The organism is Curtobacterium sp. VKM Ac-1393 (assembly GCF_015350995.1).
GTDB lineage: Bacteria > Actinomycetota > Actinomycetes > Actinomycetales > Microbacteriaceae > Curtobacterium.
On the sequence record NZ_JADKRW010000001.1, the window covers coordinates 216,419 to 243,410 of the forward strand.

The following is a 26,992-nucleotide window of genomic DNA, read 5'->3' on the forward strand; positions in this document are numbered from 1 at the left end:
GCGTCGGCGCCCGATCTTCTCTGTACGGATGTATAGGCTCGTGGTCGATGTCTCGCCCCAGCAGCCACCGCGCCCCTCGTGCCTCCGTGCGCCTCCGCCTCGCCGTCACCGGACTGGCGCTCGCTGGCCTCGTCGGCACGGTGGTCGTCGATGCACCCACCGCCCAGGCGGTGACCTACCCCACGTGGGACGAGGTCAAGAACGCCCGCGGCAAGGAATCCGCCAAGCAGGGGCAGATCACCGAGATCAAGGGCATCATCAGCGACCTCGACGCCAAGGTCGAAGCGGCACAGGCGAAGGCGCAGAAGCTCGGCCAGGTCTTCTTCACCGCCCAGTCCAAGGCGCAGCGAGCAGCGGAGAAGGAACAGCAGCTCCGGGCCGACGCCGACGAGCACGCCAAGGTCGCCGACCAGAGCGCCGCCCAGGCCGGTCAGTTCGCCGCGCAGATGGCCCGCTCCGGCGGGGCCGACGTCACCACGTCGGTGCTCACCAAGGGCGACGACGCGCGCGACCTGCTCTACGACCTCGGTGCGCTGAGCAAGCTGTCCGAACAGGCCGAGAACGTCCAGGCAGCCGCCAGCGTCGACGCCGGTGTGGCCCGCTCGCTCGAAGCCCAGGCCGACCGCGCCGCCGAGAAGCTCGAGGGTCTCGCCGCCGAAGCCCAGGACCGCATGCAGGAAGCCCAGGCGGCGTCCGACGCCGTGCAGACCGCCTACGACGAACAGCAGTCGAACAAGGCCCGACTCGACGCACAGCTCGCGACCCTGGTCTCCGGTCGTGTCCGCACCGAGGCCGAGTTCGCCAAGGGTGAGCGCGTCCGCAAGGCAGCCGAGGCGAAGGCCGCACGCGAAGCCGCTGCACGCGCCGCCGCAGCAGCACGTGCGGCCGCAGCGGCGAACTCCGGCGGCACGTCTGCGGGCGGCGGCTCCACCGGCAGCAGCGGTTCGGCTGGCGGCGGGGGCTCCGTCGGGTCCGGCACCGGCACCGGGTGGGTCCGTCCGGCCAGCGGCTACGTCATCAGTCCCTACGGCTACCGCGTGCACCCGATCACCGGGAACGTCACCATGCACGACGGCACCGACCTGGCCAGCGGCTGCTCGACGCCGATCGTCGCGGCATCCGCCGGCACCGTCGAGTACGTCGGCTGGTTCGGCGGGTACGGCAACTACGTCCGCATCAACCACGGTGGTGGCGTCCAGACCGCCTACGGCCACATCGTGAACGGCGGCTTCCGGGTCAGCCCGGGGCAGCAGGTCTCTGCGGGGCAGCTGATCGCCCTCGTCGGCTCGACCGGTGCCTCCACCGGGTGCCACAGCCACGTCGAGGTGCACATCAACGGCGCCACGACCGATCCGGTGCCGTTCATGTCCGCGCGGGGCGTCGCCTTCTAGTCCCCGCTCGACCACCAGGCCGCCGTCCGCTCCACGTGGGCGGCGGTTTGCTGTTTCCACACTCTCGTTCACAATTTCACACTGCACCGCTGAAATGCTACGTTTTCCCCATCGGCCAGTTCGGATGGTGGGGGACGATGGGGATCGAGTTCGACGACGCAGCGGCGTCCCGGTTGGTCGACTGCGCGGTCGAGGTCGCGCTGACGCTGCGATCCAGCGCCGGACCACGTCGGAGCAACGCCGAGGCCGCACTGCTCGACTTCGACGGTGCGTACGCGCGCCTGTTCGAGGCGGCTCGTGCCACGGAGTCGACCGACCGCGTCCGGCTCGCGAAGGGGCTCGAAGCGCTGGTCGACCAGCTGCGGATCGCCCAGCGGCAGGCGGGCGAGGAACGGCAGCGTCTGGCCGACCTGGCAGCGTGGCGGCAGCGCGAGGCCGACCGTGAGCTCGTGCGCACCGCCGGGGGCGTGCCGATGCAGCCCGTGCTCGACTGGACCAGTGCGGTCTTCGACCCGAAGCCGTCCAGCACACCGAAGCGGCCTTCCCCGGTGTCCGCCACCTTCAGCGCCCAGACCCGCCAGCGCACCGGCGGCGGTCGCTCCGGCGGACGCAGCAGTGCTGATCCGACCAGACTGCGGCAGTTCAGCGCGACGGCCCGAGCACAGGACGCCTCGACCGGACAGGACCTGGTCCGGGTGCGCAACGCCTGGACCGCGTTCACGAGCCGCTGCAGCTGGGTCCCCGTCGACGGTGCCACGCTGCCGGGCGGGTTCGGCGACTACCTCGCCGAGAACGCCGAGGACACCTCGTGGATCGACCGGATCGCGGACGCCTTCAGTGCAGCCGGCGGTGGTTCCCTGGCGATCGCTACTCTCGACATCGCTGTCGCCTCTACGTTCTCACCCGGGCTCCAACGGTTGCTCGATCCGTCTCTGACTCCGGCAGAAGTCGCGGCGGCATGGGCCGCACTCGAGCTCTCCGACGCCGACGTACGAGCGCTGCCGCTGACGACACAACTGCAGATCGCCAACCTCGACGGCATCCCCGCTGCGCAGCGCGACATCGCGTCCCGGGCGGTGCTGTCCGCGGCAGTGCAGGACCCGGAACGGGTGTATCGGCTGATGGGGCTGCCGGACACCTACGGCGCGGTCAGCCGCGACGAGTTCCGGAAACAGGTGATCGCGCTCCGCGACGGACTCAACCGTGCCGACCAACTCGCAACCCGCGTGAAAGCTCCGTCGGTGGCCGTCGCGCAGCTCGTCGGGTTCGGCGTTTCGGATGGTGCGCTCGTCGCCGCCGTTGTGATCGGGGACCTCGACACGGCGACGAACGTGACGGTCAACGTCCCGGGTGCGATGACCGACGTCGGCGGCATGGGTGAGAAGGTGATTGCGGCGGACGCACTGCTCAAGGCGGCTAGGCAACGCAAGTCCGATGAATCGTTCGCGATCGTTTCGTGGATCGGGTACCGCGCCCCACAGCCGATCGAGGTCTTCAGTCAGAAGCGCGCGATCAATGGAGGGACAAACCTCGCATCGTTCCTCGACGGTATCCACGACAGCCGCGGCAGCGCACCGCGGTCCGTGACCGTCCTCGGGCACTCTTACGGTTCAACCACCGCGGCCCAGGCGCTCGCGCAGACCCGCTACCGAGTCGACTCCTTCGTCAGCTACGGATCTGTCGGGTTCACCGACACTACGACTCCCGAGCACCTCAACGTAGACCAGGTGTACGCGACCCAGGGGGCCGTAGATACAACCGCGAACGGCGGACGGTTCGGACGGACCGATCCACGCAGCTTTGAGGACGTCGACACCTTCAGCGCTGAAGCATCCCGTGGCGGAAAAGCGGTGACTGGACACGACATGTTCCCGGACAGTGGCGTCGGCTACCTGTCACCCGACGCCACGTCGCAACACACCATCGCGAAGATCATCGCGACTGGGAAGCCATGATGATCATCATGCGACCGATGTTCCGCGCCATCACGGCAGCTGCGCTGGCCCTCGGGCTGCTGTCAGGATGCGCGGCAGGAGGAGACCAGATGCCCACTGACGCAGCCGGCCTGACCCAGGACGACGTCGCGGAGATGTCCCTGCGCCAGGAGTTCGACGCCTACCGCGACCACTACGAACACATGCAACGACTCCTCGAGGATGCGCAGCTCCAGGTCCACGACGGCGAATGGGAGTGGGGTGCCGGTGACGATCTCCCGATGAACGGTGCAAACGGCGTCGCGCCACTGACCGGTGCGACCTTCCAGAAGAGCTATTACCTCAGCAGCACCCGGCTCTGGTCCCCACCCGGCGCAATTGACCAGGAACGCGACCTGCAACCGATGATCGACTACTTCACCGAACAAGGCTGGCAGGTCGAACACCGGACCATCACGGGCGACCAAGAAGTCTGGGCCACCACCGACGACGGCTGGCAGATCCAGTACACCGCCCAGGAGAACGGCGACAACCCCATCACCGTCTACAGCGAGCCGTTCTGGACCAACGACTCCAATGCCCTTTCGACCGCTGTCTACGGACGCTCAACCGTCACGTTCCCGGACCGGTCCCGCCCCGGCGAGTACCCGGACTTCCCCGACTGGGACGACCCCGTCGTCAACAAGCCCAAGATCTGACCGATGCTCCGCATCATCACGACGGCATCCCTGATCCTGGGACTGCTGACCGGGTGCGCAGCAGGAGGAAACCAGATGCCCACCGACGCAGCCGGCCTGACCCAGGACGACGTCGCGGAGATGTCCCTGCGCCAGGAGTTCGACGCCTACCGCGACCACTACGAACACATGCAACGGCTCCTCAAGAATGCGCAACTCCAGGTCCACGACGGCGAATGGGAGTGGGCTGGCGGCGACGACCTGCCGTTGATCGGCGGGGACGGCGTCGCCCCGCTGCCGGGCGCGGACACGAAGAACAGCTATTACATGCGCAGCGGACGACTCTGGTCACCCCCCGGCGCCATAGGCGAGCAGCGCGACCTGCAACCGATGATCGACTACTTCACCGATCAGGGGTGGGCCATCGAGCAACGCGACATCACCGGCGACCATGAACTCAGGGGGTACACCGGCGACGGCTGGCAACTCATCTACACCGCTCAGGAGAACGGCCGCTACACCCTCGAGGTCTACAGCGAACTGTTCTGGACCAACGACGGCAACGCGCTTTCGGATGCCATCTACGGACGCTCGACCGTCACGTTTCCCGACCGGTCCATTCCGGGCGTCTTCCCGCCGTTCCCCTCTTGGGATGACCCCATCGTCAACGAGCCCAAGATCTGATTCGATGCTCCGCACCATCACGACGGCAGTCCTCACCCTGGGACTGCTGACCGGGTGCGCAGCAGGAGGAAACCAGATGCCCACCGACGCAGCCAGCCTGACCCAGGACGACGTCGCGGAGATGTCACTCCACCAAGAGTTCGACGCCTACCGCGACCACTACGAACACATGCAACGACTCTTGAAAGCCGCGCAGCTCCAGGTCCACGACGGCGAATGGGAGTGGGGTGGCGGCGACGACCTGCCGTTGATCGGAGGGGACGGCGTCGCTCCGCTGCCGGGGTCCGACACCAAGAACAGCTACGACATGAGCAGCACCCGGCTCTGGACTCCGCCCGGCGCGACCGACCAGCGGTGCGACCTGCAACCGATGATCGACTACTTCGCCGAACAGGGCTGGACCATCGAACGCCGCACCATCACCGGCGACGAAGAAGTCTGGGCCACCACCGGCGACGGCTGGCAGATCCAGTACACCGCCCAGGAAAACGGCGACAACCCCCTCACCGTCTACAGCGAACTGTTCTGGACCAACGACTCCGATGCGCTCTCCTCAGCCGTCTACGGACGTTCGACCGTCACGTTCCCGGACCGGTCCCACCCCGGCGAGTACCCGGACTTCCCCGACTGGGACGACCCCATCGTCAACAAGCCCAATATCTGACCCTGCAGGAAACTCGGCTCGCTCAGACGTCATCGACATCGACGTTCCACAGCGCCCGGTACCACGCCGTCCGCTCCGGATCATCGGGGAGCCCGTACGCCTCGTGGAACAGCGGCTCCCACCCCGGCCCGTAGTTCCACCCGAGCGCCATCGTCGCCACCGCCAGGTCGGCCCAGCGATCCGCGATCCCTGTGGCGTCCAGGTCGACGTGCCCGCTCCACCGACCGCCGGCACCGATGAGCGTGTTGGGCGTGCACGGGTCTCCGTGGCACACCACGACGCGGTCGTCGGGCGGCTCCTGGCCCAGGCGATCTGTGTCGCGACCCGCCGCACGAGCCCGGTCGAGCCGCGCCACGGTCGACCACGCGAAGGGGCAGCCATCCACCGGCAGTGCCTCGTGGAACGCACGGAGCCCCTCGCCGACCGCGACCACCGCGGTCCGAGGTTCGTCGTGCCAGCGCGGGTCGACGGCACTCCACCCGGGGACGGCACGGGTGCGCAGCCAGACGCCGTCGTCATCCGCACCGTGGCCGAGCACCTCGGGGACTCGGACGTACCGTGACGCCCACTCCAATCGCGCAGCCTCGCTGGCGATCCACCGGCCGTAGGCGGGCGGCAGGACCTTGACGAACTCGTCGGCGCGCTCGTCCGGGCCGATCCGGAACGTCGTGCCGCCGATCTCGTTGTGCCAGACCAGGGCGACCTCGCGGCCCCTGGCGGCCTCGGTGACCACACGCGGTACGGGGACGACGGAGCCCGGGCCCGGCAGCCCGCCGATCGACCGCACCACGACGGACCTAGTGCACGCGGTCCGGGCGCGAGGACCCGGCACCACCGCGCGCGATCTCCAGCAGGACCGGCAGGCGTTCACCGAGCAGGGCGTCCAGGTCGGCCACGACGACCTCGACCCGTTCGGTGATCTCCCTCGGAGAGGCACCCCGGCGCGGATGCACCCGCACCCGGATCGCCCGGGTTCCACGGACGCGGTACACGTCGACGGCGAGCGAGGCCACTTGCGGCAGCGCCCCGATCGCGGAGGACAGCGCGTGCTGCACGGCGGTGGACTCGATCCGTACCGAACCGGCGACGCCGTCGGCCGATCCGTCGCTCTCGACGACGGTGCCCTCGCGGCCTCCGCCGAGCGTCGTCAGCACCACGATCGCCAGGATGCCGACGACGACCCCGCCGCCGAGCACCCACGTCCACGACAGCAGGGAGTCGTCCCGCGACGTGTGCGTACCGAGGCCCGCGAGCGCGTCACCGACGGAACGCCACGACGAGGCCACGAGCGGCAGCCCCTGGGCGGTCTGCACCAGGATCGCGCCGACGCCACCGACGAGCAGGACGAGCCCGACGACCACGAGTGCCACCCGGCCCAGGCCACGGTTGGTCGCGTTCATCCGTCGACCCGTCCGGTCGGCTGGACCCGTACCCGCGGGGCGACGGCGGGCCGTGCGTCGATCGCCGCGAACTCGCGCTCGACGGCCTCGGTCGCAGCGACCACGGGCACGTCGACACCGGCAGCCGGGCGCAGCACGACCTCGACGGTCCGGCGCCCCACGGTGCCGACGGCAGCGTCCGGGCCGAGGCGTGTGGGCGAGCGGGCAGCACGGGCGGCAGCAGAGGCGAGCACCTCGTCGTCGACCACGACGGCGAGCCGGTCAGATGCCATCGCGTGCCGCGGACGCCGCTGCGGCAGGACGCCCTGCAGCAGGAGCACCAGGCCGACGAGGGCGACGATCGCGGCGATCCCGACGACGAGCGTGGTGTCGAGGCCGTCCGGCGCTGCGAGCGCGGCGTCCACCACGGCGCGCGGGTCGACGCCGAGGACGTTCTGGTCGAGCAGGACGAGCGCGCCGGCGAACACCGCAGTGGCGGCGAGCACCAGGGCGATGAGCATCGCGACCACGACGGCGCCCGAGCGGGACGCGTGGGTCTCGCGGCGGAGCAGACGGCGGTACGTGGCGGCGTGACCGGCGGACGGTGCAGGACCAGCCTCGGGAACCGATGCGGTCCGGCCGTCGACGGCGGTCACCGGACCCTCCGCGGCACGTCGAGGACCGAGGATGCGAACGTCACGGTCACCCGGGACACCTGACGGCCGGTGATGGTCCGGAGCCGCTCGGCGATCGTGCCGCGGGCGCGGTGCGCGCTCGTGACGACGGGTTCGTCGGGGACCGCGTGGCTCCCCAGCACGGGCAGGGTGAGCGGGGCGGTGATCTCGACCGCCAGCGCACCGCGGCCGTCGTCGGCGACCCGGGCACGGACCTCCCGGAAGGCCACGCGCAGCGCTTCGGCGGCCACCGCCTGCGCGGTGTGCACGAGCGCCGGCGTGCCGATGCGGTCCGAGCCGGGCAGTCGCACGCCGCGGTCGCCGGGCGTGGCGACGGCGGCGGCGGTCACGACGAGCTCCGGCGTCCGCGCAGCACGTCGACCAGGCGACGCACGTCGACGTCACCCGTGACGATGCGGGCCACGAGCCCACCGACGGCCGTGCAGACGGCGACGACGATGAACGCCCAGAAGCCGAGGGTCACCGCGACGATCGCGAGCAGCGCGCCGACGCCCATCCCGACGACGGTGGCGTTCACCGGACCCGACCCTCGCGGACATCGCCGTCGAGGTCGTCGGCGGTGCCGTTCAGTGCCGGTATGTTCACGTCGTTGATCGCGATGTTGACCTCGGTGACCTCGAGCCCGACGAGCTCGGTGACGGCCTTCGTGACGGCGGCGCGCACCGCGGTGGCGACGTCCATCATCGGCGTCGGGTAGTCCACGACGATCGTCAGGTCGACGGCGACCTGGGTCTCGCCGACCTCGACACGGACACCCTGGCCGAGCGCGCTCGAGCCGATCGCGTCGCGGATGGCGCCGAAGGCCCTGGCGGCGTTGCCGCCGAGCGCGAAGACGCCGGGGACGTCACGCGCGGCGATGCCCGCGACCTTGGCGACGACGGTGTCGTCGATGATCGTCTTGCCCTTGGCCGTGACCTGCGTGGTGGTGGTCCCGGTCGTGGTGCCCGTCGCGGTGCCCGTCGTGACCGTCCCGTCGACGCGGTTCGTCGTCGATGCCATTGCTGCCTCCGATGCGATCGATTCCTGGTGTTCCAGCGAACACCATCGTGCCGTACCCCGACCGAGGATGGGCGTGCCGGTAGGTTCGATCCCATGCGCGTGGCGACCTGGAACGTGAACTCCGTCCGCACCCGAGTAGGGCGGATCGTCGACTGGCTGGTGCGTGAGGACGTCGACGTCCTCGGCATGCAGGAGATCAAATGCAAGCCGGAGCAGTTCCCGGTGCAGGCGTTCGAGGACGCCGGGTACCACGTCGAGGCGCACGGCCTCAACCAGTGGAACGGTGTCGCGTTCGCCAGCCGGCTGCCGATGGAGGACGTGACGCGCGACTTCCCCGGGCAGCCCGGGTTCCTCAAGGGGCACGAGGGTCCGGACCTGCCGGTCGAGGCCCGTGCCATCGGCGTCACCGTCGACGGCGTCCGGCTCTGGAGCCTGTACGTGCCGAACGGGCGCGAGGTCGGCGACCCGCACTACACGTACAAGCTCGACTGGCTCGCGCAGCTGGCCGACCGCACCGCCGAGTGGATCGCGGCCTCCCCCGAGACCCCGCTCGCGCTGATGGGCGACTGGAACGTCGCACCGTTCGACACCGACGTGTGGGACGTCCGCGTGTTCGAGGGCCACACTCACGTCAGCGAACCGGAGCGCGACGCGTTCCGGGCATTCGAGGCGAAGGGGCTGCAGGACGTCGTCCGTCCGATCGTCCCCGACGGCTACACCTACTGGGACTACAAGCAGCTGCGGTTCCCACGCAACGAGGGCATGCGCATCGACTTCGTGATGGGCTCCCAGGCCTTCGCCGACGTCGTCACCGATGCCTCGATCCACCGCAACGAGCGGAAGGGCGATGCCCCGAGCGACCACGTCCCCGTGGTGGTCGACCTCGACCTGGACACGTCGCTGGACGACGACCGCCCGATGATCTTCTGAGCCCGACGGCTTCTGTTACGTCCCGGGTCCGCCCGCGTTGAGCGGGGCGGGTACCGGACGTAGATTTCCTGCACCGAACCCCTTCGAGAGCAGGTGAAGCCATGTCCCGCACGACGATCCTTCCCATCCAGCGCGTCATGGCGAGCGCGGCCCCCGGCGCCTGGCGCGACGGTATCGTCGTCGAGACCCGCACGGCCGACGCGGTCGTGGCGTTCCTGGACGGCGGCGTGACCCAGCTCCGGGTGACGGACGCCGACGGCTTCCTGTCGGTCGGCGATCCGGTCGCCCACCACCCGGTTGCGGAGATCCTCAGCGCCGGCGGTCGTCAGACCACGGCGCGCAGCGCGTAGCTCGGGCTCGTCGGCTCAGGCCGACATCGAGGCCATCATCGCCTCGCACTTGGCGACCATCTCGTCGCACGCCATGGCGCAGTAGCGGCACGACTCGTCCATGTCCATGTGCTTCCGGCACTCGGCGGCGCACATCGTGCCCATCGTCGTGACGGCCATGAGCATCGCCTGCATCGACTGCACGTCCATGCCCATCGGACGCATCATCATCCGCATGCCGGTGTCGGCGAGCATCGACATGTTGGAACACATCGCGGCACAGGTGGCCATCTCGCCGCCCATGCGCATGTCGCTCGCGGAGCACATCGTCGCTGCCATCGACGCAGCGTTCATCGCCATCATCGTGTCCTGCATCGCGTCCATGTCCATCTCCATGGGCATGTCCGCCATCGACATGTTCTTCATCATCGCCATCGTGTCCATCGGAGGTCTCCGTCCGTCGTGGTCCCGAGGCGGGTCCGCCCCGTGGCTGCCAGCGTACGCGCGCGCCCTCAGCCGGCATCGAGTGCGCAGCAGACGACGGGTCGGTCACGGCGACCCGTCGTCGTCTGCTCATTCGACGCGGTGCACGCGACCCCACGGCGGACGGGAGGCCCGGTACCGGCCCGCCGCGGGCCTCCCGTCCGCCTCGGCGTGCGCCCAGGGCGCGTTACGGGTGCAGCAGGGCGGCGATCGCGACCAGCACGGGGACCGAGCCGATCGTCGAGATGAGCACCACGTCGCGGGCCACGGGCACCGCCGCACCGTAGCGCTGCGCGTAGTTGAACACGTTCTGCGCCGCCGGCAGCGCCGCCAGGGTCGTGAGCACGAAGACGTCCTGGTCGCCGAGCCCGAACACGAACCGTGCGAACACGTACGCGACCGCGGGCATCACCACGAGCTTGATCGACGACGCCACGATGACGTCCGTCCGGATCGCCGGGTCCCGCAGCGGCGCGGCACCGTGCAGGCTCATCCCGAACGACAGCAGCACGACGGGCACGGCGGCGGCGCCCACCAGCGAGAACGGTTCGAGCACGGGGGCCGGCAGCGTGATGCCGGTCGCCGAGAACACCAGACCCACCAACGAGGCGATGATGATCGGGTTCCGGAACGGCCCGGAGATGCGGCGACCCCAGCCACCAGCGCCCGAGGTCGCGGCGTCGAGGATCGTCAACGCGACCGGGGCGATGACGATGAGCTGCAGCAGGATCACCGGCACGACCGCGGTGGCCTGTCCGAGCACGTACACGGCCACCGGCAGGCCGATGTTGTTCGCGTTGACGTAGCTCGCGGCCAGGGCCCCGACCGTCGTGGTGGTGACCGGTCGCCGCAGCACGAACCGGAACACCGCCGCGGCTCCGAGTGCGACGACCGCGGCGCTCAGCAGCGAGACCCAGAGCATCGGCGACAGCAGCGACTCGATGTCGGCGGAGGCGATGGTGTGGAAGAGCAGGCAGGGCATCAGCACGAAGAACGCGAGCCGGCTCATCACGAACTGCGCGTGCGGGCCGAGCAGTCCGATGCGCCCGACGACGTACCCACCGGCGATGATCGCGCCGATGATCGCGAAGCCGGTCAACACGCCACCCATCGCGTCCATCCTTGCACCATGTGACGTCGCTCAGGTCGGAAATGCGTTCGCACCGAATACCGTTGCACGCACCATGACCTCGACGAACGCCGACACCCTCACCCGGTCCACCGACTCCAGCCAGCCGCTGGTCCCCCTGCTCGAAGAGCGGTGGAGCCCCCGTTCCTACGACGAGACCGCGACGATCTCGGACGCGCAGTTCGACGCCGTCCTCGAGGCCGCTCGCTGGGCTGCGTCGGCCATGAACTTCCAGCCCCGACGCTTCATCGCGGGCCGTCGTGGCACCGAGACGTTCCGGAAGATCAACGAGAACCTGCTCGGCTTCAACGCTGCCTGGGCGTTCCGCGCCAGCGCCCTGGTCGTCGGCGTGCTCGAGACCGTGTCCGAGGACGGCGACGAGCGCACCTTCGCCCAGTACGACCTCGGCCAGTCGCTCGCTGCCCTCACCGTCCAGGCGCACGCCGAGGGCCTGCACGTGCACCAGATGGCGGGCATCGACGCCGCGGGCCTGCGCGCCGCCTTCGACCTGTCGGAGCGCTTCCTGCCCTTCACCGTCACCGCGATCGGCACCGTCGCGCACCCGTCGCAGCTCGACGAGAAGGCGGCCGAGCGCGAGGTCGCACCGCGCACCCGTCTGCCGCTCGACGAGGTCGTGCTCGTCAAGGAGTAGTCCTCGCGCCACCCGCTGCAGCGCCCGTTCCCGTCCAGGGAGCGGGCGCTGCAGCGTAGTATGTCGTGACATGCAGCCCGAGATGAACTTCTACACGCGCAAGTGGGTCCGCCCCGAGGACCTCAACGCCAACGGCACCCTGTTCGGCGGCAGCCTGCTCCGCTGGATCGACGAAGAGGCCGCGGTCTACGCGATCATCCAGCTCGGCAACGGCAAGGTCGTCACGAAGTACATGTCGGAGATCGAGTTCGTGTCCTCGGCGAAGGAGGGCGACATCGTCGAGATCGGCCTCGTCGCCACCCGGTTCGGCCGCAGCTCGCTCACGATGCGGGCCGAGGCGCGCAACCTCTTCACGCACCGCAGCATCCTGACCATCGACGAGGTCGTGTTCGTGAACCTCGACGACGACGGCAACCCCGCCCCGCACGGCTACACCGACATCACGTACGACCGCGACCGGGTCCCCGCGACGCACCGCGCCTGACCGCGCGCGCCCGCGTCTGCCTGCGATCGCCCGCGTGTGCCCGCGCGCGCGACCCCGCAGACATCGCGCAGCAGTCACGTGCGGTGGACACAGCACCCGGCATGTGATCGGTGGCCTCTGGCAGGATCGGGGGCATGACCACGCCCCGCCTCGTCGCCTTCGACCTGGACGACACCCTCGCCCCGTCGAAGTCTGCCCTCGACCCCCGCATGCTCGAGACCTTCGCGTCCCTGCTCGAGGTCGTGCCGGTCGCGGTCATCTCCGGCGGCAACTTCACGCAGTTCGAGCAGCAGCTCGTCACGCCGCTCCGGCAACGAGCCGGCCTGACCCTCGACGACCTGCACCTCCTGCCGACCTGCGGCACCCGCTACTACCGCTGGTCCGACGACGACTGGGCGCTGCAGTACGCCGAGGACCTCACCGACGACCAGAAGGCGCGTGCCCTCGCCGCTGTCGAGGCCGTGGCGAAGGACGCCGGCTACTGGGAGTCCGAGACCTGGGGCGACATCCTCGAGGACCGCGGGTCGCAGATCACGTTCTCGGCCCTCGGCCAGGCGGCCCCGGTCGACGTCAAGAAGCAGTGGGACCCGACCGGCGCGAAGAAGGACGACCTCCGTCGCCGCGTGCAGGCCGAGCTCCCCGACCTCGAGGTCCGGTCCGGCGGCTCCACCAGCGTCGACATCACCCGCAAGGGCATCGACAAGGCGTACGGCATGCAGCGCCTCGCCGAGATCACCGGCATCGCGCTCGACGACATGCTCTTCGTCGGCGACCGGCTCGACCCCGAGGGCAACGACTACCCGGTGAAGGCCCTCGGTGTGCCGTGCCACGCGGTCGAGGGCTGGGAGGACACCGACGCCTTCCTGACCGAGCTCATCCCGACCCTGCGCTGACGCCGGCGTCCCGCCAAGACGCCGGCGTCCCGCCAAGACGCCGGCGTCCCACCTAGACGCCGCCGAGTCCCCGAGACGCCTCCGATTCCGGCGGCGTCTCGCGCACATGGCGGCGTCGTCTGAACACGCCGGCGTCTTCCGCGCCCGAGACGGACGGCACGCCGGACGGGAGGCCCGTTGCGGTCCCGCCCCGCGCCTCCCGTCCGCCGTCACCCGCGTCCAGAGCGCGTGCCGGCCGCCGGGCCGACACCCGCGTCAGCCCAGGCTGCGGACGGCCTCGACGAACGCGCGGATCTTCGCCGGGTCCTTGACACCGCGCTCCGACTCGACGCCACTGGACACGTCGACGCCGTCGGGGTCGAGCGTCTCGACCGCGGCCACGACGTTGGCGGGGGTGAGGCCTCCCGCGAGGATCCAGGCCTCGTCGATCCCACCCTCGATGACGGCGGGGTCGATGAGCCGACCGCTCCCCGGCACCGCGGCGTCGAGCAGCAGCAGGTCGTGGTCGTACGAGGCGCGCTGCTCAGTGGTCTCGCGCAGGTAGTCCTCGGCCGCGAGAGCGCGGATCGTGAAGAAGCCGGCGTCACGGGCGCGGGCGAAGTCGGTCGCGGACTCGCCGCCGTGCAGCTGCAGGGTGGTGAGCCCGACCTCGGAGGCGATGCCGACGATCTCGTCGATCTTCTGGTCGCGGAAGACCCCGACGGCGTCGATGCCGTCCGGCAGCCGCTCGACGAGTTCCTTGGCCAGGTCGGCCGTCACGGTGCGGGGGCTGTTCGCGGCGAAGACGAACCCGACAGCATCGGCACCCGCGTCGACGGCGGCGTCCACGGTGTCGGGCGTCGACAGTCCGCAGATCTTGATCCAGCGCTGGTCGGTCATGCTCCCCATCCTGCCAGTGACCTCGGACGAACGGGACGCAGCGTCAGTGCAGCATGCCGGCGACGTAGGCCGCACTGCACGCGACGAAGACCCCGAACACGCCGAAGGAGCCCACGAGCACGTTCCGTCGACGCCAGCGCCGGACGGCCGAGAACGTCCCGCGCTTGGCGTGCCGGTGGGCAGCACGGTGCAGCCGGTGGTCGCGCTGGTGCTTGACCCGCTCCGGGCCGAGCGGCACCGGGCCGGTGACCTGGACCGAGCCGCCGCGCAGCGCGTTCGCAATCGCCACCGCGGTCGGCCGGCGCTCCGGGTCCCGCGCGGTCATCCGGCTGAGCAGGTCACGCCACTCCGAGGCGACGTCGTCCGGGATCACCGGGTCGTTCCGCAGCCGGGCGAGCGCAGCCTCGATCAGGGTGCCGGAGTACTCCTGCTTGCCGGTCAACGACTCGAGCAGCACCAGGCCGAGGGAGTAGACGTCGGTGGCGAAGCTGATCGGCTCACCGGCGACCTGCTCGGGGCTCAGGTACGCGGCCGTGCCGATGATGGTGCCGTCGTTCGTCAGGCGCGAGCCGTCGACGAAGTGCGCGACGCCGAAGTCGGTGAGCTTCACGGTCCGGGCGAAGCCGGACGACCCCTCGTCGCTGATCAGGATGTTGGCGGGCTTGACGTCGCGGTGCACGATCCCGCGCGAGTGCACGTAGGCCAGGGCGTCGGCGAGCTGGGCGCCGAGGTCGGCCACTTCGTAGTTGTGCAGGGCCCCCTCGGACAGCCGCCGGAGCAGCGTCGTGTCGGCGATGAGCTCCATCACGATGAACCGGTGCGGCCCGTCGGGGAAGTCGTGGGTGCCGGCGTCGTAGAGCGGGATGAGCCCCGGGTGCGACAGCATGCTGAGGAGCCGGATCTCGCGTTCCTGACGGACCCGGTCGGCGGTGGTCATCTTGTCCGGCGTCGCGAAGAGCTTGACGGCGACCGCGCGGTAGGTGTGCTCGTCGCGGGCTTCGTAGACGGTCCCCATGCCACCCGTGCCGATGAGCTTCACCAGCCGGTAGCGACCCGACAGGACCGTCTCCGTCCGCAAGCCGTCGAGCAGGGTCATGGGTTCCGTCGTTCCGTCGTTCCGTCGAGAGCCTCGGGGTGCACGGCTGCTGCCGGCGTGTTGGCTCATGAGAAACGGTACGCGTCCGACTCCCGTTTCGGACGGGTGTTATGACATCGTGATCGGCGTACTTCCCTGTGTTCATGCGGATGCATCAGGGTACCGTTCGACCTCCGACCAGGGTGAGCGATCACGCAAGGAGGACAGCGATGGGACTGACGAAGGGTGACGAGGTGCACTGGAACACCTCGCAAGGGAAGACGACCGGAACGCTCGTGCGGAAGCGCACGAGCGACTTCGAGTTCGACGGTCAGACCTTCAGACCGACGGACGACGATCCGTACTGGATCGTCGAGTCGGAGAAGAGCGGCAAGCAGGCCGCGCACAAGGAGTCGGCACTGACGAAGGCCTGACGATCGGCAGTCCCTGCGGCTCAGTCGCGGGCGGGCTCGGCGCGACGACGACCTCGTGCGCCGGACTCGCCCGCGCCGTCGTGGTCGACACGGCGCGCTGCACGCCAGCGGCGGATCCGTCGGACCACGAACGTCACCACGACGATCGCGATCGCCACGTAGAGCACCCGGTCGATCCACTCGGTGTACTGCTCGACCCGGTCGTACTGCGAGCCGAACGCAGCACCGAGCAGCACGAGTGCGCTGTTCCAGATGCCGCTCGCGATGATCGTGAACACCGAGAAGGTGCCGAGGTGCATCCGGTCGGCGCCCGCGGGCAGGGAGATGAGACTCCGGACGATCGGGACGAACCGACCGAAGAACACCGCGCTCTTGCCGTGCCGGTGGAACCAGTCAGCGGCCTTGCGGAAGTCGTCCTCGTCGACCAGGGGCAGCTTGCCGAACCACCGCGTGGTGCGTTCGAACCCGATCGCCGCTCCGAGCCAGTAGAGCACCAGCGCACCGAGGTACGACCCGAGCGTCGCCAGCACGAGGACCAGGACCAGGTTCATCTGCCCGGCACCCGCCAGGAACCCGGCCAGCGGCAGGATGACCTCAGACGGGATCGGCGGGAACACCGTCTCGACGAAGAGCATGAGCGCGACGCCCCACTCCCCCAGGGTGTCGATGATCTGGAGCACGAGGCCGGAGAGGCCGCCCAGGTCCGACGGAGCGGTCGAGTCGCCGGTGGCGACGGTCATGGCGCGGAAGGTCACGGCAGTCGTCATGCCCCCAGCATCCCTGAACGCCCTGTCAGGACCCGGCGCGGAACCTGAACGTCAGCCGAGTCCCATGTGCGAGGTCCGCACGTGGGTGAGGGACCGGGCGAGCGCACCACGGGCGACGGCGTCGCGTCCGACCGTCGACGGCACGATCTCCACCGGGTGCCGGAGCCCCGGCGCGACGATGTCGGCGAGCGCGGCGGCGAAGACCGACGCCGCGGGCAGGACCTCGCCACCGACGACCACGAGCTCGGGATCGATGGTCGTGACGAGCTGCACGACGCCCGGCGCCACATCGGCCGCGAACTCGCAGACGATGGCGACCGCCGCGGAGTCCGCAGGAGCCGACGCGCCGTCGACCCCGGCGACCAACCCCGCGCCCCCGCGCCCGGCCGCTGCGAAGACCGACTCGAGGTCCGTGTCGGAGGGGATCCGGGCCTCCAGGCGGGCCGGCGCACCCGGCCAGCCGGTCGAGACCAGACCGCCCATCTCACCGGCCGCACCGCGCGCACCGCGCGCCAGTGCCCCGTCGATGACGTAGGCCGCACCGATCTGCCGGCCCATCACCAGGTACAGGGCGTCCTGGACGCCCCGGAACCGGCCCCACATCGCCTCGGCGGTGGCGGCGAGCTTCGCGTCGTTGTCGAAGAACGTCGCGACCCCGGGGAACAGGTCGTGGATCCGGCCGGGGACCCGGCGCTCGACCCACTCCGGCACCGCGACGGTGTAGTCGATGGCCCCCGTGCGGTCCACGACGGCGGGGACGCCGAACGTCGCGGCGAGCACCGGCGACGCCTCGGCTCCGGCCGTCAGACGACGGACGACGTCCTGCACGCTCGTCCACGCCTGTTCCGCGTCGGCGAGGTCGGCGTAGCGCTCCTCGACCCGGGCCAGGGTGTTCCCGCGCAGGTCGGCGCGGATGCCGACGATGCCGTGCAGTCCGAGGTCGACACCGAGCACGGAGCCGGCGGTGGCGTCCGCGGCGAAGCGCTTGGCGCGGCGACCGGCCTTGTTCGGGGTGGCGATCGCCTCGGCCTCGGCCACCCAACCCTCGGCGATCAGGTCGGCGAGCGCCGCCTCGACCGTGGGGCGGGAGAGCCCGACGGACCGGCTCAGTTCGGTCACCGTGCGCGAGGAGTCCTCGCGCAGGAGCTCGTCGAGGAGGGCGCGCGAGTTCATGAGTCGGAGCACGCCCGGCGTCGTCCCCACGACACTCGGGATCGTTGACACGGTCTCGTCCACGGCCATAGCCTCCACATTACGAAAGATCATTGAGGAATGGTGGACTCCGACATGCTCATCCCACGACCGCGCCGCGCCGTTCCCGGCACCGGCGCCTTCGAGATCACCCCGTCGACCCGCATCGCCGCCGACGCGGCGACCGAACCGGTCCGACTGTACCTGCAGCAGACCCTTCGGGCCTCGACCGGCCAGCCGGTCCGGGACGCAGCGGACGGCGCGACGACCGACGGTGTGGCCACCGCCGTCGCGACGGTCCACGCCGGCGTCATCTCACTGCGCGTCTCCGACGACCCCTCGCTGCCCGCCGGCCCGCCGTCACCCGAGGGCGAGCGCGCCGAGTCCTTCCGCCTGACCGTCACCCCCGACGGCGTCGACGTCGTCGGTGGGTCGGCCGCCGGCGTCTTCTACGGCGTCCAGGCGCTGCTCCAGCTCCTGCCGGCCGACGTGTACCGCAGCGGCCGGGTCGGGACCGGGCCGTGGTCGATCCCCGCCACCGTGGTCGAGGACGCGCCCGCCTTCGCCTGGCGCGGCGTCATGCTCGACGTCGCCCGGCACTTCCGCACCAAGCACGAGGTCATGCGCGTCGTCGACCAGCTCGCGGCGCACCGGATCAACCGGCTGCACTTCCACCTCACCGAGGACCAGGGCTGGCGCATCGAGATCCGCAAGTACCCGCGGCTGACCGAGGTCGGGTCGTGGCGGCGCGAATCCCAGGTCGGCGCACACGTCCCCGACGCCGACGGCGTGCTGCACCCGGCGGGCTTCGACGGCCGCCCGCACGGCGGGTACTACACGCAGGACGACATCCGCGAGATCGTCGCGTACGCGGCCGATCGGTTCGTCACCGTCGTCCCCGAGATCGAGACCCCCGGTCACGTCCGGGCCGCGCTGGCCGCCTACCCGTCGCTCGGGGTGCATCCGGAGACACCGGTGGAGGTCTGGACCGAGTGGGGCATCGCCGACGACGTCCTGAACGCCGACGACAGCACCGTCGACTTCTTCAAGGACGTCCTCGACGAGGTCATCGCGCTCTTCCCCTCGCGCTACATCGGCATCGGGGGTGACGAGTGCCCGAAGGTGCAGTGGGAGCAGGACCCCCGCACGCAGGAGCGCATCCGTTCACTCGGGCTCGCAGACGAGGAGCAGCTGCAGGCCTGGATCATCGGGCAGCTCGCGGCGCACGTCGCCGCGCACGGGCGGCAGGCGTTCGGCTGGGACGAGATCCTCGAGGGCGGCACGCTCGACCCGTCGGCGACGATCGTGTCGTGGCGTGGCCTGACCGGTGCGCGCACGGCGGCGAAGCGCGGGCACGACGTCATCTCCTCGCCGGACGACCAGGCCTACCTCGACTACCGGCAGAGCGACCTGGAGACCGAGCCGATCCCGGTGTCGATCGTGCTGACGGTGGACGACGTGTACGCCTTCGACCCGGTGCCGTCCGGCCTGACCGAGTCCGAGCGCGCGCACGTCATCGGCGGCCAGGGCAACATGTGGACGGAGCACGTCGACTCCGCCCGGAAGCTCGACTACCAGCTCTTCCCGCGCGTGGCTGCGTTGGCCGAGGCGCTCTGGTCGGCAGACGTCGTCGGGCCGCGCGACGTCGCCGAGTTCCGCGGACGGCTGGCAGAGCACACCGCCCGGCTCGAGGCGATGGGCATCGAGTACCGGCACGAGGCCGGGCCCTTCCCGTGGGAGCAGCGCCCAGGCGTTCCGGGGCGGCCGCACTCGCGCGAGGACCGTGCCGCCTACATCGACGCGGTCACCGCCAACATCGCGGATTGATCGTTGACATTTCACATGTCATGGCGGATACTCAATGGATTGCATTCCAGAGGAGACTCCATGCCCACCATCCTCATCCCCGGCCTCGAAGGGGTCGACATCGCCGATCTGATCGGAGACCGGCAACCCGAAGGCGAGCTCGAGATCGCGGTCGACTTCGTCCGGGGTCGCTCCGTCCTGATCACCGGCGCCGGCGGCTCGATCGGCAGTGAACTGTGCCGCCAGCTCATCCGGTTCGAACCGTCCGAGATCATCATGCTCGACCGCGACGAGACAGCGCTCCAGCAGGTGCAGGTCTCGGTCGACGGTCACGGGCTGCTCGACACGAACAACGTGGTGCTCGCCGACATCCGCGACGCCGACGCGATCCGGGACATCATGCTCGACCGGCGCCCGGACGTCGTCTTCCACGCGGCGGCGCTGAAACACCTCCCGATGCTCGAGCAGTACCCGGCAGAGGGCTGGAAGACGAACGTCCTCGGGACCTTGAACGTCCTCCGGGCCGCCGCGGCCGCCGAGGTCCGCACGCTCGTGAACATCTCGACGGACAAGGCGGCCAACCCGACCAGCGTCCTCGGTGCGACGAAGCGCATCGCGGAGCGTCTGACCGCGTGGACAGCCAACGACACCGGGTACGACTACGTCTCCGTCCGGTTCGGCAACGTGCTCGGCAGCCGCGGGTCGATGCTGCCCCTCTTCGCCGAACTCATCCGCGCTGGCCGCCCGCTGACGATCACGCACCCGGACGCCACCCGGTACTTCATGTCCATCCCCGAGGCGTGCCACCTCGTCATCCAGTCCGCCGCGATCGCCCACCCCGGCGAGGTACTCGTGCTCGACATGGGCGCCCCGATCCGGATCCTCGACATCGCACGACGGATGGTCCAGGCAACGGGAAGCACGTCCGACATCGTGTTCACCGGGTTGCGGTCAGGCGAGAAGCTCCACGAGGACCTCATCGGCCGCGGCGAGACCGAGCGACGACCGGTGCACCCGAAGATCACGCACACTTCCGTGGCACCGCTCGCACCCTGCGACGTCGACGAGCAAGCGACGGCGCTGATCGACCCGTCCGCCCTCGCGATGGCGGCCTGATCGCCTGCCTGCCTGCGCACCGCGCCGAGGTTCCACGACCCGCCGCTCACTTCCGCCGAGGTTCCACGCAGGCCCGCTCACGCCCGTGAGGTTCCAAGATCTCGGAACCCCACGGGGTGGTCGCGACCACGGACGGACGGGAGGCCCGGTGCCAGCTGGCACCGGGCCTCCCGTCCGTCGTCTGGTCGCGCCACCTGCGTGAGACGCCGGCGTCCGCGCTGGACGCCGTCCCGCACGCGAGACGCCGCCGTATCCGGCGGCGTCTCGGTGACTGTGCGGCGTCTCGGAGAGACGCCGTCGTCCTAGGCGGCGACCGGCGCGCGCTGTCCGACGGTCTCGCCGGCCACGGCGGCCTCGTCTCCAGCGGCAGCCTCGGCGGCCGGAGCCCGACGCACCCACTTCTTCAGCCCGACGAGCACGAGCGCCGAGACGACCATGCCGACGAGGATCGCAACGACGAACATCCCGATGTTCCCGATCGCGAAGAACACGAAGATCCCACCGTGCGGGGCACGCGAGGTCACGCCGGCAGCCATCGAGATCGCACCCGTGACCGCAGCGCCCACCATCGACGCCGGGATGACCCGCAGCGGGTCGGCCGCGGCGAACGGGATCGCACCCTCGGAGATGAACGACGCACCGAGCAGCCAAGCGGCCTTGCCGTTCTCACGCTCTGGCTTCGTGAAGCCCTTGCGGTACAGCAGGGTCGAGGCGAGCGCGAGGGCCAGCGGTGGCACCATGCCGGCCGCCATCACCGCGGCCATGATCTCGAACGGCACGACGTTCGTCGCTGTGCCGGCACCGAGCCCGGCGACGGCGAACGCGTACGCCACCTTGTTCACCGGGCCGCCGAGGTCGAACGCCATCATCAGGCCGAGGATGATGCCGAGCAGGATCGCCGAGGTGCCGTTGAGCGAGTTGAGCCAGTTCGTGAGCTGCGTCATCAGCCAGGCGATCGGGCCACCGAGCACGAGCAGCATGAGGCCGGAGGCGATGATCGAGGCGAGCAGCGGGATGATCACGACCGGCATCAGGCCGCGCAGCCAGCGCCAGGTCGGGATGCGACCGATCCAGTACGCGGCGGCACCGGCGAGCAGACCACCGACGAGACCACCGAGGAAGCCGGCGTTCATGAAGACGGCGACGGAACCGGCGACGAAGCCGGGTGCGATGCCGGGTCGGTCGGCCATGGCGTACGCGATGTACCCGGCGAGCGCTGCGACCAGGAAGCCGAGCGAGATCCCGCCGATCTGGAACGCGGCGGCGCCGAGGTAGTAGCCGAGGCCCTCCGGGGGCAGGTTCAGCAGGGTGTAGTTCGTCAGCGTGAACACGGCGTTGTTCTGGCCGGAGTCACCGTGCTGCAGCGCGATGCCGTAGCCGGCGAGCAGGAAGCCGAGCGCGATGAGCAGCCCGCCGCCCGCGACGAACGGGATCATGTAGCTGACACCCGTGAGCAACCAGCGCTTGAGCGCCTGCCCGAAGTGCTCGTTCTTGGCGGTGGACGCACCGTCGACGGCTGCGCCGCCCTGCACGCGTGCGGCGTTCGGGTCGTCCGAGGCGCGGATGGCCTCGGCGATCATCTTGTCGGGCTCGTCGACACCGCGCTTCACCGGACCGGAGACGAGCGGCTTGCCGGCGAAGCGTCCGCGGTCGCGGACGTCCACGTCGACTGCGAACACGACGGCGTCGGCGCGGGCGATGAGTGCGGGGTCGAGGGGCTCGACCTGCGAGGACCCCTGGGTCTCGACGTGCATCTCGGCGCCGGCGCGCTGCGCCGCGGCGACGAGCGCGTCGGCCGCCATGTAGGTGTGCGCGATGCCGGTCGGGCAGGCGGTGACGCCGACGAAGACCTTGCGGCCCGGTGCGGGTGCGGCAGTCGGACTGGAGGCGCTGCTCGCCTTCCCGACGCCGGCTTCGGACACCTCGCCGCTCACCTCGCGGTCGACCAGCTGGACGATCTCGTCCGGGGTCCGTGCGGCACGCAGGGCGGCGGTGAAGTCGTCGCGGATGAGCGCACGCGCCAGGGTCGAGAGGACCGTCAGGTGGTCCTTGTCGGCGCCCTCGGGCACGGCGATCATGAACACGATGTCGGCGTCGCCGTCCGGGGCGCCGAACGACACCTTGCGGGCGAGACGCGCGAACGCCAGGGTCGGCTCGGACACCGACGCCGAGCGGGCGTGCGGGATCGCGATGCCGCCGGGCACGCCGGTGCCGACGCTGGCTTCGCGCTTGATGGCGTCCTCGGCCAGGACCCGGCCGTCGGCGGCGCGGCCGGTCGCGGCGACGCGGTCGGCCAGGACACGGATGACGTCGGCCGAGGTGGCTCCGAGGTCCTCGTCGAGGCCGACGAGCTGGGCGCTGATGAGGCGCGGACTCGAGTCTGCGGACATGTGCTTGCTCCTTCGCAATGGCGCTGATCGCGCGGGTCGTGCAGGTGTTCGGGGAGTGGGGGTGTTCTGGCGGGGTCAGGCGGGTTCGGGTGCCGGGTGCGTGATGAGCACCCGGACCGAGATCGCCGTCGGGTCGGTGTGGTCGAGGGCCGGCACGTCACTGCCGGGCAGCGCAGCAGCGGCGGCTCCGGTGGCGACGGCCTGGGCGAGGCGCTGCTCGGGCGACGCTCCGGCCACCTCGGCGAGCAGGTAGCCGGCGAGCGAGGAGTCCCCCGCGCCGACGGTCGAGCGGGCGACGATCCGGGGCGCTGCCGCCGCGAAGGCGCCCTCGTCCGACACCAGCACGGCGCCGGCGCTGCCGAGGGTGAGCAGGACCGAACCGACGTTCTTGTCGCGCAGGCGCTGTGCGGCCACCACGGCGGCCTCGACGTCCTGCTCGTAGTTGTCCGGGTCGCCACCGACGACCTCAGCGAGCTCTTCCGCGTTCGGCTTGACCAGGTCGATCCGCTCGCCGGACTGCAGCAGGGCGGTGAACGGGACGCCGGACGAGTCGACCGCGATCCGGACGTCCTCGCCGTGGCGTGCGCGGACGGCGCGGACGAGCACGGCGAGCGCGTCGTCGGGCAGGCCCGGCGGGAGCGACCCGGCGAAGACCACCCAGCGAGCGGCGGGACCGGTGGCGGTCGCTGCGGCGGTGTCGGCGACCAGGGCGGCGAGGTCGTCGAGGCGTCCGGCCAGCGAGGGCCCGGGTTCGTTGAGCTTCGTCGTGGTGCCGGTCGGCTCGGTCACGGTGACGTTCGAGCGGAGCGGTGCACCGATCGGCAGCGCCGCGGTCGGGATGCCGCGCGTGGCGAGCCCGAGCAGCACGGGGTCGAGCTCGTCGCCGGGCAGCACTGCGATGGTGTCCCCACCGCTGGCGACGACGACCCGCGACACGTTGACGCCCTTGCCGCCGGGCTCCGCGGTGGAGCGGGTGGCGCGCTGCACGGCGCCGCGCTGCAGTTCGCCGGCGAGCTCGATGGTGCGGTCGAGGCTCGGGTTCGGCGTGACGGTGACGATGCGGCGGCTCATGCGACGACGACCTCGACGTCGGCGTCGGTCAGGGCCACGGTGAGGTCGGCCGGTGGCTGCTGGTCGGTGACCACGGTGTCGATCTCGTCGAGCCGGGCGAAGCGCATCAGGGCCTCGACCCCGTGCTTGGCGGCGTCGGCGAGCACGACGGCTCGACGGGCCGCGAGGACGTAGGCGCCCTTGACGGCGGCCTCGTACTCGTCGGGGGTGCTCAGCCCGAACCCGGCGGACAGGCCGTTCGTGCCGACGAACGCGATGTCGGGCCGCAGGGCGCCGATCTGCTCGACGGTGGCGGTACCGACCGCGGCACTGGTGACCCCGCGCACCCGACCGCCGAGCAGGTGCAGTTCGACGTGCTCGCTGTGCTGCAGGGTCGCGGCGATCGGGACGGAGTTCGTGATGACGGTGAGCGTGGCACCGGCGGTGGCGGGTTCCCACCGTGCGAGTTCGGCGGCGACGGCGGCGCAGGTGGTGCCGGCGTCGATCGCGATCGACCCGGTGAAGGTCGAGGGCACCAGGCGCATCGCGGCCCGGGCGATCTCGGACTTCGCGGAGCCGTGCTGCCCCTCGCGCTCGGCGACGGAGAGTTCGACGACGCTCGAGCGGCCGATCGGCACCGCACCCCCGTGCACACGACGAAGGACCCCGGCGGACTCGAGGGCGTCGAGGTCACGCCGGACGGTCTCGGTGGTGACGTCGAAGTGCTCGGCCAGATCGGCGACGGAGACCCGGCCGGCGTCCTGCAGCGCTGCTGCGATCGCATCGTGCCGCTCGGTTGCGTACATGCCCGAACTCCTTCGTTCCCGTGGGTTTCAGGAACCATAAGCCACAAACCCACACAAACGCAACCACCCCGCTCGAGCGCCCCGCCCCTCCCTCCCCCGAGGTTCCGAAATCTCGGCATCTCGCGCGCCTCACGGCCCGTCCGTGGAACCTCGGCAAGACGGCGCCGGGCGTGTCCGCACGAACCCCCGCGCGGCCGCCCGTGGTTCCCGCCCGCCCCACGCACGAACACCCCGTCGCGCGCGTGCACGACGGGGGGTTCGGTTCGACGGTCAGCCCTTCACGGCCCCCGCGGTCATGCCGCTGACGAGCCGCCGCTGCACGATCAGGAAGAACACGACCACGGGGATCGAGAACAGCACGCTCGCCGCCATCAGCCCGCCGAAGTCCGTGCCCTTGTTCGTCGAGAACCCGGCCAACCACACCGGCAGCGTGTACATCCCCTGGTCCTTGAGCATCACGTACGCGATCAGGTAGTCGTTCCACGCCGCGATGAAGGCGAACACGCTCGTGGCGATGACCCCGGGCATCACGAGCGGGAACAGCACACTCCACAGGATCCGGAAGGTGCCAGCCCCGTCGACCTTCGCTGCCTCTTCGATCTCGACGGGCACGGCCACGAAGAACCCGCGCATCACCCAGATCGAGAAGGGCAGCACGCTCGCGACGTACGCCAGGATCAGCCCGACGTAGCTGTTGAGCAGACCGAGCGTCTGGAACGACAGGAACAGCGGGATGAGCAGCGCGCCCGACGGGATCATCTGCACGAACAGGATGCCGACCAGGATCGCCCGACGACCGCGGAACCGGAACCGCGACAGCGCCGCCGAGGCCAGGAACCCGACCACGATCGACAGCAGCACGGCGGCGACCACGACGATCGTCGAGTTCCGCAGGTAGACCAGGAAGCCCTCTTGGGTGAGCGCTCGGGTGAAGTTGTCGAGCGTGGGGTGCAGCGGCGCCCAGATCGGGGTCGTGGTGGTGACCTCGTCCGCCGGCTTGAAGGCGGTGTTCACCATCCAGTAGATCGGGAACACCCACACCAGGCAGAACACCACCGCGATGGTGTTCGCGACCACGCGCGGCTTCCGCTTCCGTGCCCGCACGGATGCTGCGTTCGAGACGGTCACAGGTCCTCCTCCCCGCTGCGGACGAGCCGGCGGATGTAGTAGCTGGTGAGCGCGCCGAGGATCACGGTCGAGATGACGGCGATTGCGGCACCCTGGCCGTAGGCGTTGGACACGAACGACTTCACGAAGGTCCAGATGCCGAGCGTCAGGGTGGCCTCTTCAGGGCCGCCCCTCGTGAGCAACCAGATCTGGTTGAAGACGTTGAAGTCCCAGATCACCGACAGGATCGACACGAGCAGCAGTGTCGGCGCGAGTGCCGGCAGCGTGATCGCCCGGTACATCGTCCACGTCGAGGCACCGTCGAGCGCCCCGGCCTCGTAGTACTCCGGCGCGATCTGGGACTGCGCGGCGTACAGCGTCAGGGCGACGAACGGCACGGCCTGCCAGATCACGAGCGTGAGCACGATCGTGTACGCCTGCCCGGGGTGTGACGCCCAGTTGTCCTGCGTGTGGTCGCCGAACACCCGCAGCTGGGTGATGAGCCAGTTGAGCACCCCGTAGAACGGCTGGAACAGCCACTGCCAGACCAGGCTCGACGCCACGTTCGGCATCGCCCAGGCCAGCACGAGCACGACGCTGACCACGGTGCGCATCACGACACCGAGCCGGGTGAGCAGCTGCGCGACGCCCATCCCGATGACGATCGTGCCGAGCACCATCGCTCCGGTGACCAGGACCGTGCGCAGGATGACCGGCCAGAACGACGCGTCGGTCAGGATGTTCGTGTAGTTCGAGACGCCGGCGAACCCGGCTTCCCCGGTGAAGATCGCCCGGAGGCCGTAGTCCTGGAACGAGATGACGACGAGCCGGACGAGCGGGTAGACGACGAGCGCGAGCAGCAGGACCGCCGCGGGTGCCAGCAGGACGAGCGGAGCGCGCGACGCCACCGCCGACCGACGACGCACCCCGCGGCCGGGTCGAACCGGCCGCCCCGACCCGGCACCGCCGATCCCCCCGGTCCCCCCGCCGCCGGCGACCGGCTCGGACTGCTCCGAACCGGTCGCCTGCTCTGCAGTGGAGGTCATCG

Annotated in this window: 30 protein-coding genes; 13 read left to right on the top strand and 17 right to left on the bottom strand. The window is 70.4% G+C overall.

What is annotated here, in order from left to right:
- Positions 1–47: 47 nt before the first annotated feature.
- From ITJ59_RS01015 to ITJ59_RS01035, 5 genes are all read left to right on the top strand, one after another.
- Positions 48–1,391 carry a peptidoglycan DD-metalloendopeptidase family protein gene (locus ITJ59_RS01015; protein WP_194649257.1) on the top strand — a complete coding sequence of 448 codons (1,344 nt, stop codon included), beginning with the start codon at positions 48–50 and terminating at the stop codon, positions 1,389–1,391.
- Positions 1,392–1,528: 137 nt separating this feature from the next.
- Positions 1,529–3,346 (top strand): alpha/beta hydrolase, encoded by a 1,818-nt coding sequence (locus ITJ59_RS01020; RefSeq protein WP_194649259.1) that lies wholly within the window; start codon positions 1,529–1,531, stop codon positions 3,344–3,346.
- A gap of 89 nt (positions 3,347–3,435) precedes the next feature.
- Positions 3,436–4,023 (top strand): hypothetical protein, encoded by a 588-nt coding sequence (locus tag ITJ59_RS01025; RefSeq protein WP_194649261.1) that lies wholly within the window; start codon positions 3,436–3,438, stop codon positions 4,021–4,023.
- Positions 4,024–4,026: 3 nt separating this feature from the next.
- Positions 4,027–4,686 carry a hypothetical protein gene (locus tag ITJ59_RS01030; RefSeq protein WP_194649262.1) on the top strand — a complete coding sequence of 220 codons (660 nt, stop codon included), beginning with the start codon at positions 4,027–4,029 and terminating at the stop codon, positions 4,684–4,686.
- A gap of 76 nt (positions 4,687–4,762) precedes the next feature.
- On the top strand, positions 4,763–5,350 hold the full coding sequence (locus ITJ59_RS01035) for a hypothetical protein (RefSeq protein WP_194649264.1): 588 nt from the start codon (positions 4,763–4,765) through the stop codon (positions 5,348–5,350).
- A gap of 22 nt (positions 5,351–5,372) precedes the next feature.
- Here ITJ59_RS01035 and ITJ59_RS01040 read toward each other — a convergent pair whose 3' ends face one another.
- Genes ITJ59_RS01040 through ITJ59_RS01065 form a run of 6 tightly spaced genes read right to left on the bottom strand, consistent with a single transcriptional unit; the run spans position 5,373 to position 8,423 of the window.
- Positions 5,373–6,140, bottom strand: a complete 768-nt coding sequence (locus tag ITJ59_RS01040) for an aminoglycoside 3'-phosphotransferase (RefSeq protein ID WP_194649266.1) — start codon at positions 6,138–6,140, stop codon at positions 5,373–5,375.
- Between the two features lie 7 nt (positions 6,141–6,147).
- The gene (locus ITJ59_RS01045) at positions 6,148–6,750 is read right to left on the bottom strand and encodes a hypothetical protein (RefSeq protein WP_194649267.1); all 603 of its coding nucleotides are present in this window, start codon (positions 6,748–6,750) and stop codon (positions 6,148–6,150) included.
- Complete coding sequence (locus tag ITJ59_RS01050) at positions 6,747–7,385, bottom strand: hypothetical protein (protein WP_194649269.1); 639 nt, start codon at positions 7,383–7,385, stop codon at positions 6,747–6,749. Before ITJ59_RS01050 ends, ITJ59_RS01045 begins: the two co-directional genes overlap by 4 nt.
- Complete coding sequence (locus ITJ59_RS01055) at positions 7,382–7,753, bottom strand: hypothetical protein (RefSeq protein ID WP_194649271.1); 372 nt, start codon at positions 7,751–7,753, stop codon at positions 7,382–7,384. The genes ITJ59_RS01050 and ITJ59_RS01055 overlap by 4 nt, the downstream gene beginning before the upstream one ends.
- The gene (locus tag ITJ59_RS01060; protein ID WP_194649273.1) at positions 7,750–7,941 is read right to left on the bottom strand and encodes a DUF2273 domain-containing protein; all 192 of its coding nucleotides are present in this window, start codon (positions 7,939–7,941) and stop codon (positions 7,750–7,752) included. The genes ITJ59_RS01055 and ITJ59_RS01060 overlap by 4 nt, the downstream gene beginning before the upstream one ends.
- Positions 7,938–8,423, bottom strand: coding sequence for an Asp23/Gls24 family envelope stress response protein (locus ITJ59_RS01065; RefSeq protein WP_194649275.1), 486 nt, complete (start codon positions 8,421–8,423; stop codon positions 7,938–7,940). Before ITJ59_RS01065 ends, ITJ59_RS01060 begins: the two co-directional genes overlap by 4 nt.
- A gap of 93 nt (positions 8,424–8,516) precedes the next feature.
- Between ITJ59_RS01065 and ITJ59_RS01070 the strand changes: the two genes are divergently transcribed.
- Positions 8,517–9,353: an exodeoxyribonuclease III gene (locus tag ITJ59_RS01070; RefSeq protein WP_194649276.1), complete on the top strand. Its 837-nt coding sequence runs from the start codon at positions 8,517–8,519 to the stop codon at positions 9,351–9,353.
- A 101-nt stretch (positions 9,354–9,454) separates the two neighbouring features.
- Positions 9,455–9,703, top strand: a complete 249-nt coding sequence (locus tag ITJ59_RS01075) for a nuclease (protein WP_194649278.1) — start codon at positions 9,455–9,457, stop codon at positions 9,701–9,703.
- 15 nt (positions 9,704–9,718) lie between these two features.
- Here the strand turns inward: ITJ59_RS01075 and ITJ59_RS01080 are convergent, their stop codons facing one another.
- Together ITJ59_RS01080 and ITJ59_RS01085 are read right to left on the bottom strand one after the other, a co-directional pair.
- Positions 9,719–10,126, bottom strand: coding sequence for an aldehyde dehydrogenase (locus ITJ59_RS01080; protein WP_194649280.1), 408 nt, complete (start codon positions 10,124–10,126; stop codon positions 9,719–9,721).
- A gap of 226 nt (positions 10,127–10,352) precedes the next feature.
- Positions 10,353–11,276 carry an AEC family transporter gene (locus ITJ59_RS01085; RefSeq protein WP_194649282.1) on the bottom strand — a complete coding sequence of 308 codons (924 nt, stop codon included), beginning with the start codon at positions 11,274–11,276 and terminating at the stop codon, positions 10,353–10,355.
- A 73-nt stretch (positions 11,277–11,349) separates the two neighbouring features.
- Here ITJ59_RS01085 and ITJ59_RS01090 point away from each other — a divergent pair, with 73 nt between their 5' ends.
- From ITJ59_RS01090 to ITJ59_RS01100, 3 genes are all read left to right on the top strand, one after another.
- Positions 11,350–11,946 (top strand): nitroreductase family protein, encoded by a 597-nt coding sequence (locus ITJ59_RS01090; RefSeq protein ID WP_194649283.1) that lies wholly within the window; start codon positions 11,350–11,352, stop codon positions 11,944–11,946.
- Positions 11,947–12,016: 70 nt separating this feature from the next.
- Complete coding sequence (locus ITJ59_RS01095) at positions 12,017–12,430, top strand: acyl-CoA thioesterase (RefSeq protein WP_111086180.1); 414 nt, start codon at positions 12,017–12,019, stop codon at positions 12,428–12,430.
- 134 nt (positions 12,431–12,564) lie between these two features.
- Positions 12,565–13,323, top strand: coding sequence for an HAD-IIB family hydrolase (locus tag ITJ59_RS01100; protein WP_194649285.1), 759 nt, complete (start codon positions 12,565–12,567; stop codon positions 13,321–13,323).
- 255 nt (positions 13,324–13,578) lie between these two features.
- Here ITJ59_RS01100 and ITJ59_RS01105 read toward each other — a convergent pair whose 3' ends face one another.
- Both ITJ59_RS01105 and ITJ59_RS01110 read right to left on the bottom strand, forming a co-directional pair.
- The gene (locus ITJ59_RS01105) at positions 13,579–14,202 is read right to left on the bottom strand and encodes a phosphoribosylanthranilate isomerase (RefSeq protein WP_194649287.1); all 624 of its coding nucleotides are present in this window, start codon (positions 14,200–14,202) and stop codon (positions 13,579–13,581) included.
- 43 nt (positions 14,203–14,245) lie between these two features.
- Complete coding sequence (locus ITJ59_RS01110; RefSeq protein WP_194649289.1) at positions 14,246–15,298, bottom strand: serine/threonine-protein kinase; 1,053 nt, start codon at positions 15,296–15,298, stop codon at positions 14,246–14,248.
- A 209-nt stretch (positions 15,299–15,507) separates the two neighbouring features.
- Between ITJ59_RS01110 and ITJ59_RS01115 the strand changes: the two genes are divergently transcribed.
- Complete coding sequence (locus ITJ59_RS01115) at positions 15,508–15,711, top strand: DUF2945 domain-containing protein (RefSeq protein WP_194649291.1); 204 nt, start codon at positions 15,508–15,510, stop codon at positions 15,709–15,711.
- A gap of 20 nt (positions 15,712–15,731) precedes the next feature.
- Here ITJ59_RS01115 and ITJ59_RS01120 read toward each other — a convergent pair whose 3' ends face one another.
- A complete protein-coding gene (locus tag ITJ59_RS01120; RefSeq protein WP_228510735.1) occupies positions 15,732–16,478 on the bottom strand; it encodes a DedA family protein in 747 nt (248 codons plus the stop codon).
- 51 nt (positions 16,479–16,529) lie between these two features.
- Entirely contained in the window at positions 16,530–17,714 is a 1,185-nt protein-coding gene (locus ITJ59_RS01125; protein ID WP_194649293.1) for an ROK family transcriptional regulator, read from the bottom strand.
- Positions 17,715–17,750: 36 nt separating this feature from the next.
- Here ITJ59_RS01125 and ITJ59_RS01130 point away from each other — a divergent pair, with 36 nt between their 5' ends.
- Together ITJ59_RS01130 and ITJ59_RS01135 are read left to right on the top strand one after the other, a co-directional pair.
- Complete coding sequence (locus tag ITJ59_RS01130) at positions 17,751–19,496, top strand: beta-N-acetylhexosaminidase (RefSeq protein WP_194649295.1); 1,746 nt, start codon at positions 17,751–17,753, stop codon at positions 19,494–19,496.
- A 60-nt stretch (positions 19,497–19,556) separates the two neighbouring features.
- The gene (locus ITJ59_RS01135; RefSeq protein ID WP_416354846.1) at positions 19,557–20,591 is read left to right on the top strand and encodes a UDP-N-acetylglucosamine 4,6-dehydratase family protein; all 1,035 of its coding nucleotides are present in this window, start codon (positions 19,557–19,559) and stop codon (positions 20,589–20,591) included.
- A 302-nt stretch (positions 20,592–20,893) separates the two neighbouring features.
- Here ITJ59_RS01135 and ITJ59_RS01140 read toward each other — a convergent pair whose 3' ends face one another.
- From ITJ59_RS01140 to ITJ59_RS01160, 5 genes are all read right to left on the bottom strand, one after another.
- Entirely contained in the window at positions 20,894–22,981 is a 2,088-nt protein-coding gene (locus ITJ59_RS01140) for a PTS fructose transporter subunit IIABC (RefSeq protein WP_194649299.1), read from the bottom strand.
- 75 nt (positions 22,982–23,056) lie between these two features.
- Positions 23,057–24,052: a 1-phosphofructokinase family hexose kinase gene (locus ITJ59_RS01145; RefSeq protein WP_194649301.1), complete on the bottom strand. Its 996-nt coding sequence runs from the start codon at positions 24,050–24,052 to the stop codon at positions 23,057–23,059.
- A complete protein-coding gene (locus tag ITJ59_RS01150) occupies positions 24,049–24,837 on the bottom strand; it encodes a DeoR/GlpR family DNA-binding transcription regulator (RefSeq protein WP_194649303.1) in 789 nt (262 codons plus the stop codon). Before ITJ59_RS01150 ends, ITJ59_RS01145 begins: the two co-directional genes overlap by 4 nt.
- Positions 24,838–25,107: 270 nt before the next feature.
- Positions 25,108–25,965 carry a carbohydrate ABC transporter permease gene (locus ITJ59_RS01155; protein ID WP_323749359.1) on the bottom strand — a complete coding sequence of 286 codons (858 nt, stop codon included), beginning with the start codon at positions 25,963–25,965 and terminating at the stop codon, positions 25,108–25,110.
- Complete coding sequence (locus ITJ59_RS01160) at positions 25,962–26,990, bottom strand: carbohydrate ABC transporter permease (protein ID WP_194649305.1); 1,029 nt, start codon at positions 26,988–26,990, stop codon at positions 25,962–25,964. The genes ITJ59_RS01155 and ITJ59_RS01160 overlap by 4 nt, the downstream gene beginning before the upstream one ends.
- Positions 26,991–26,992: the final 2 nt, after the last annotated feature.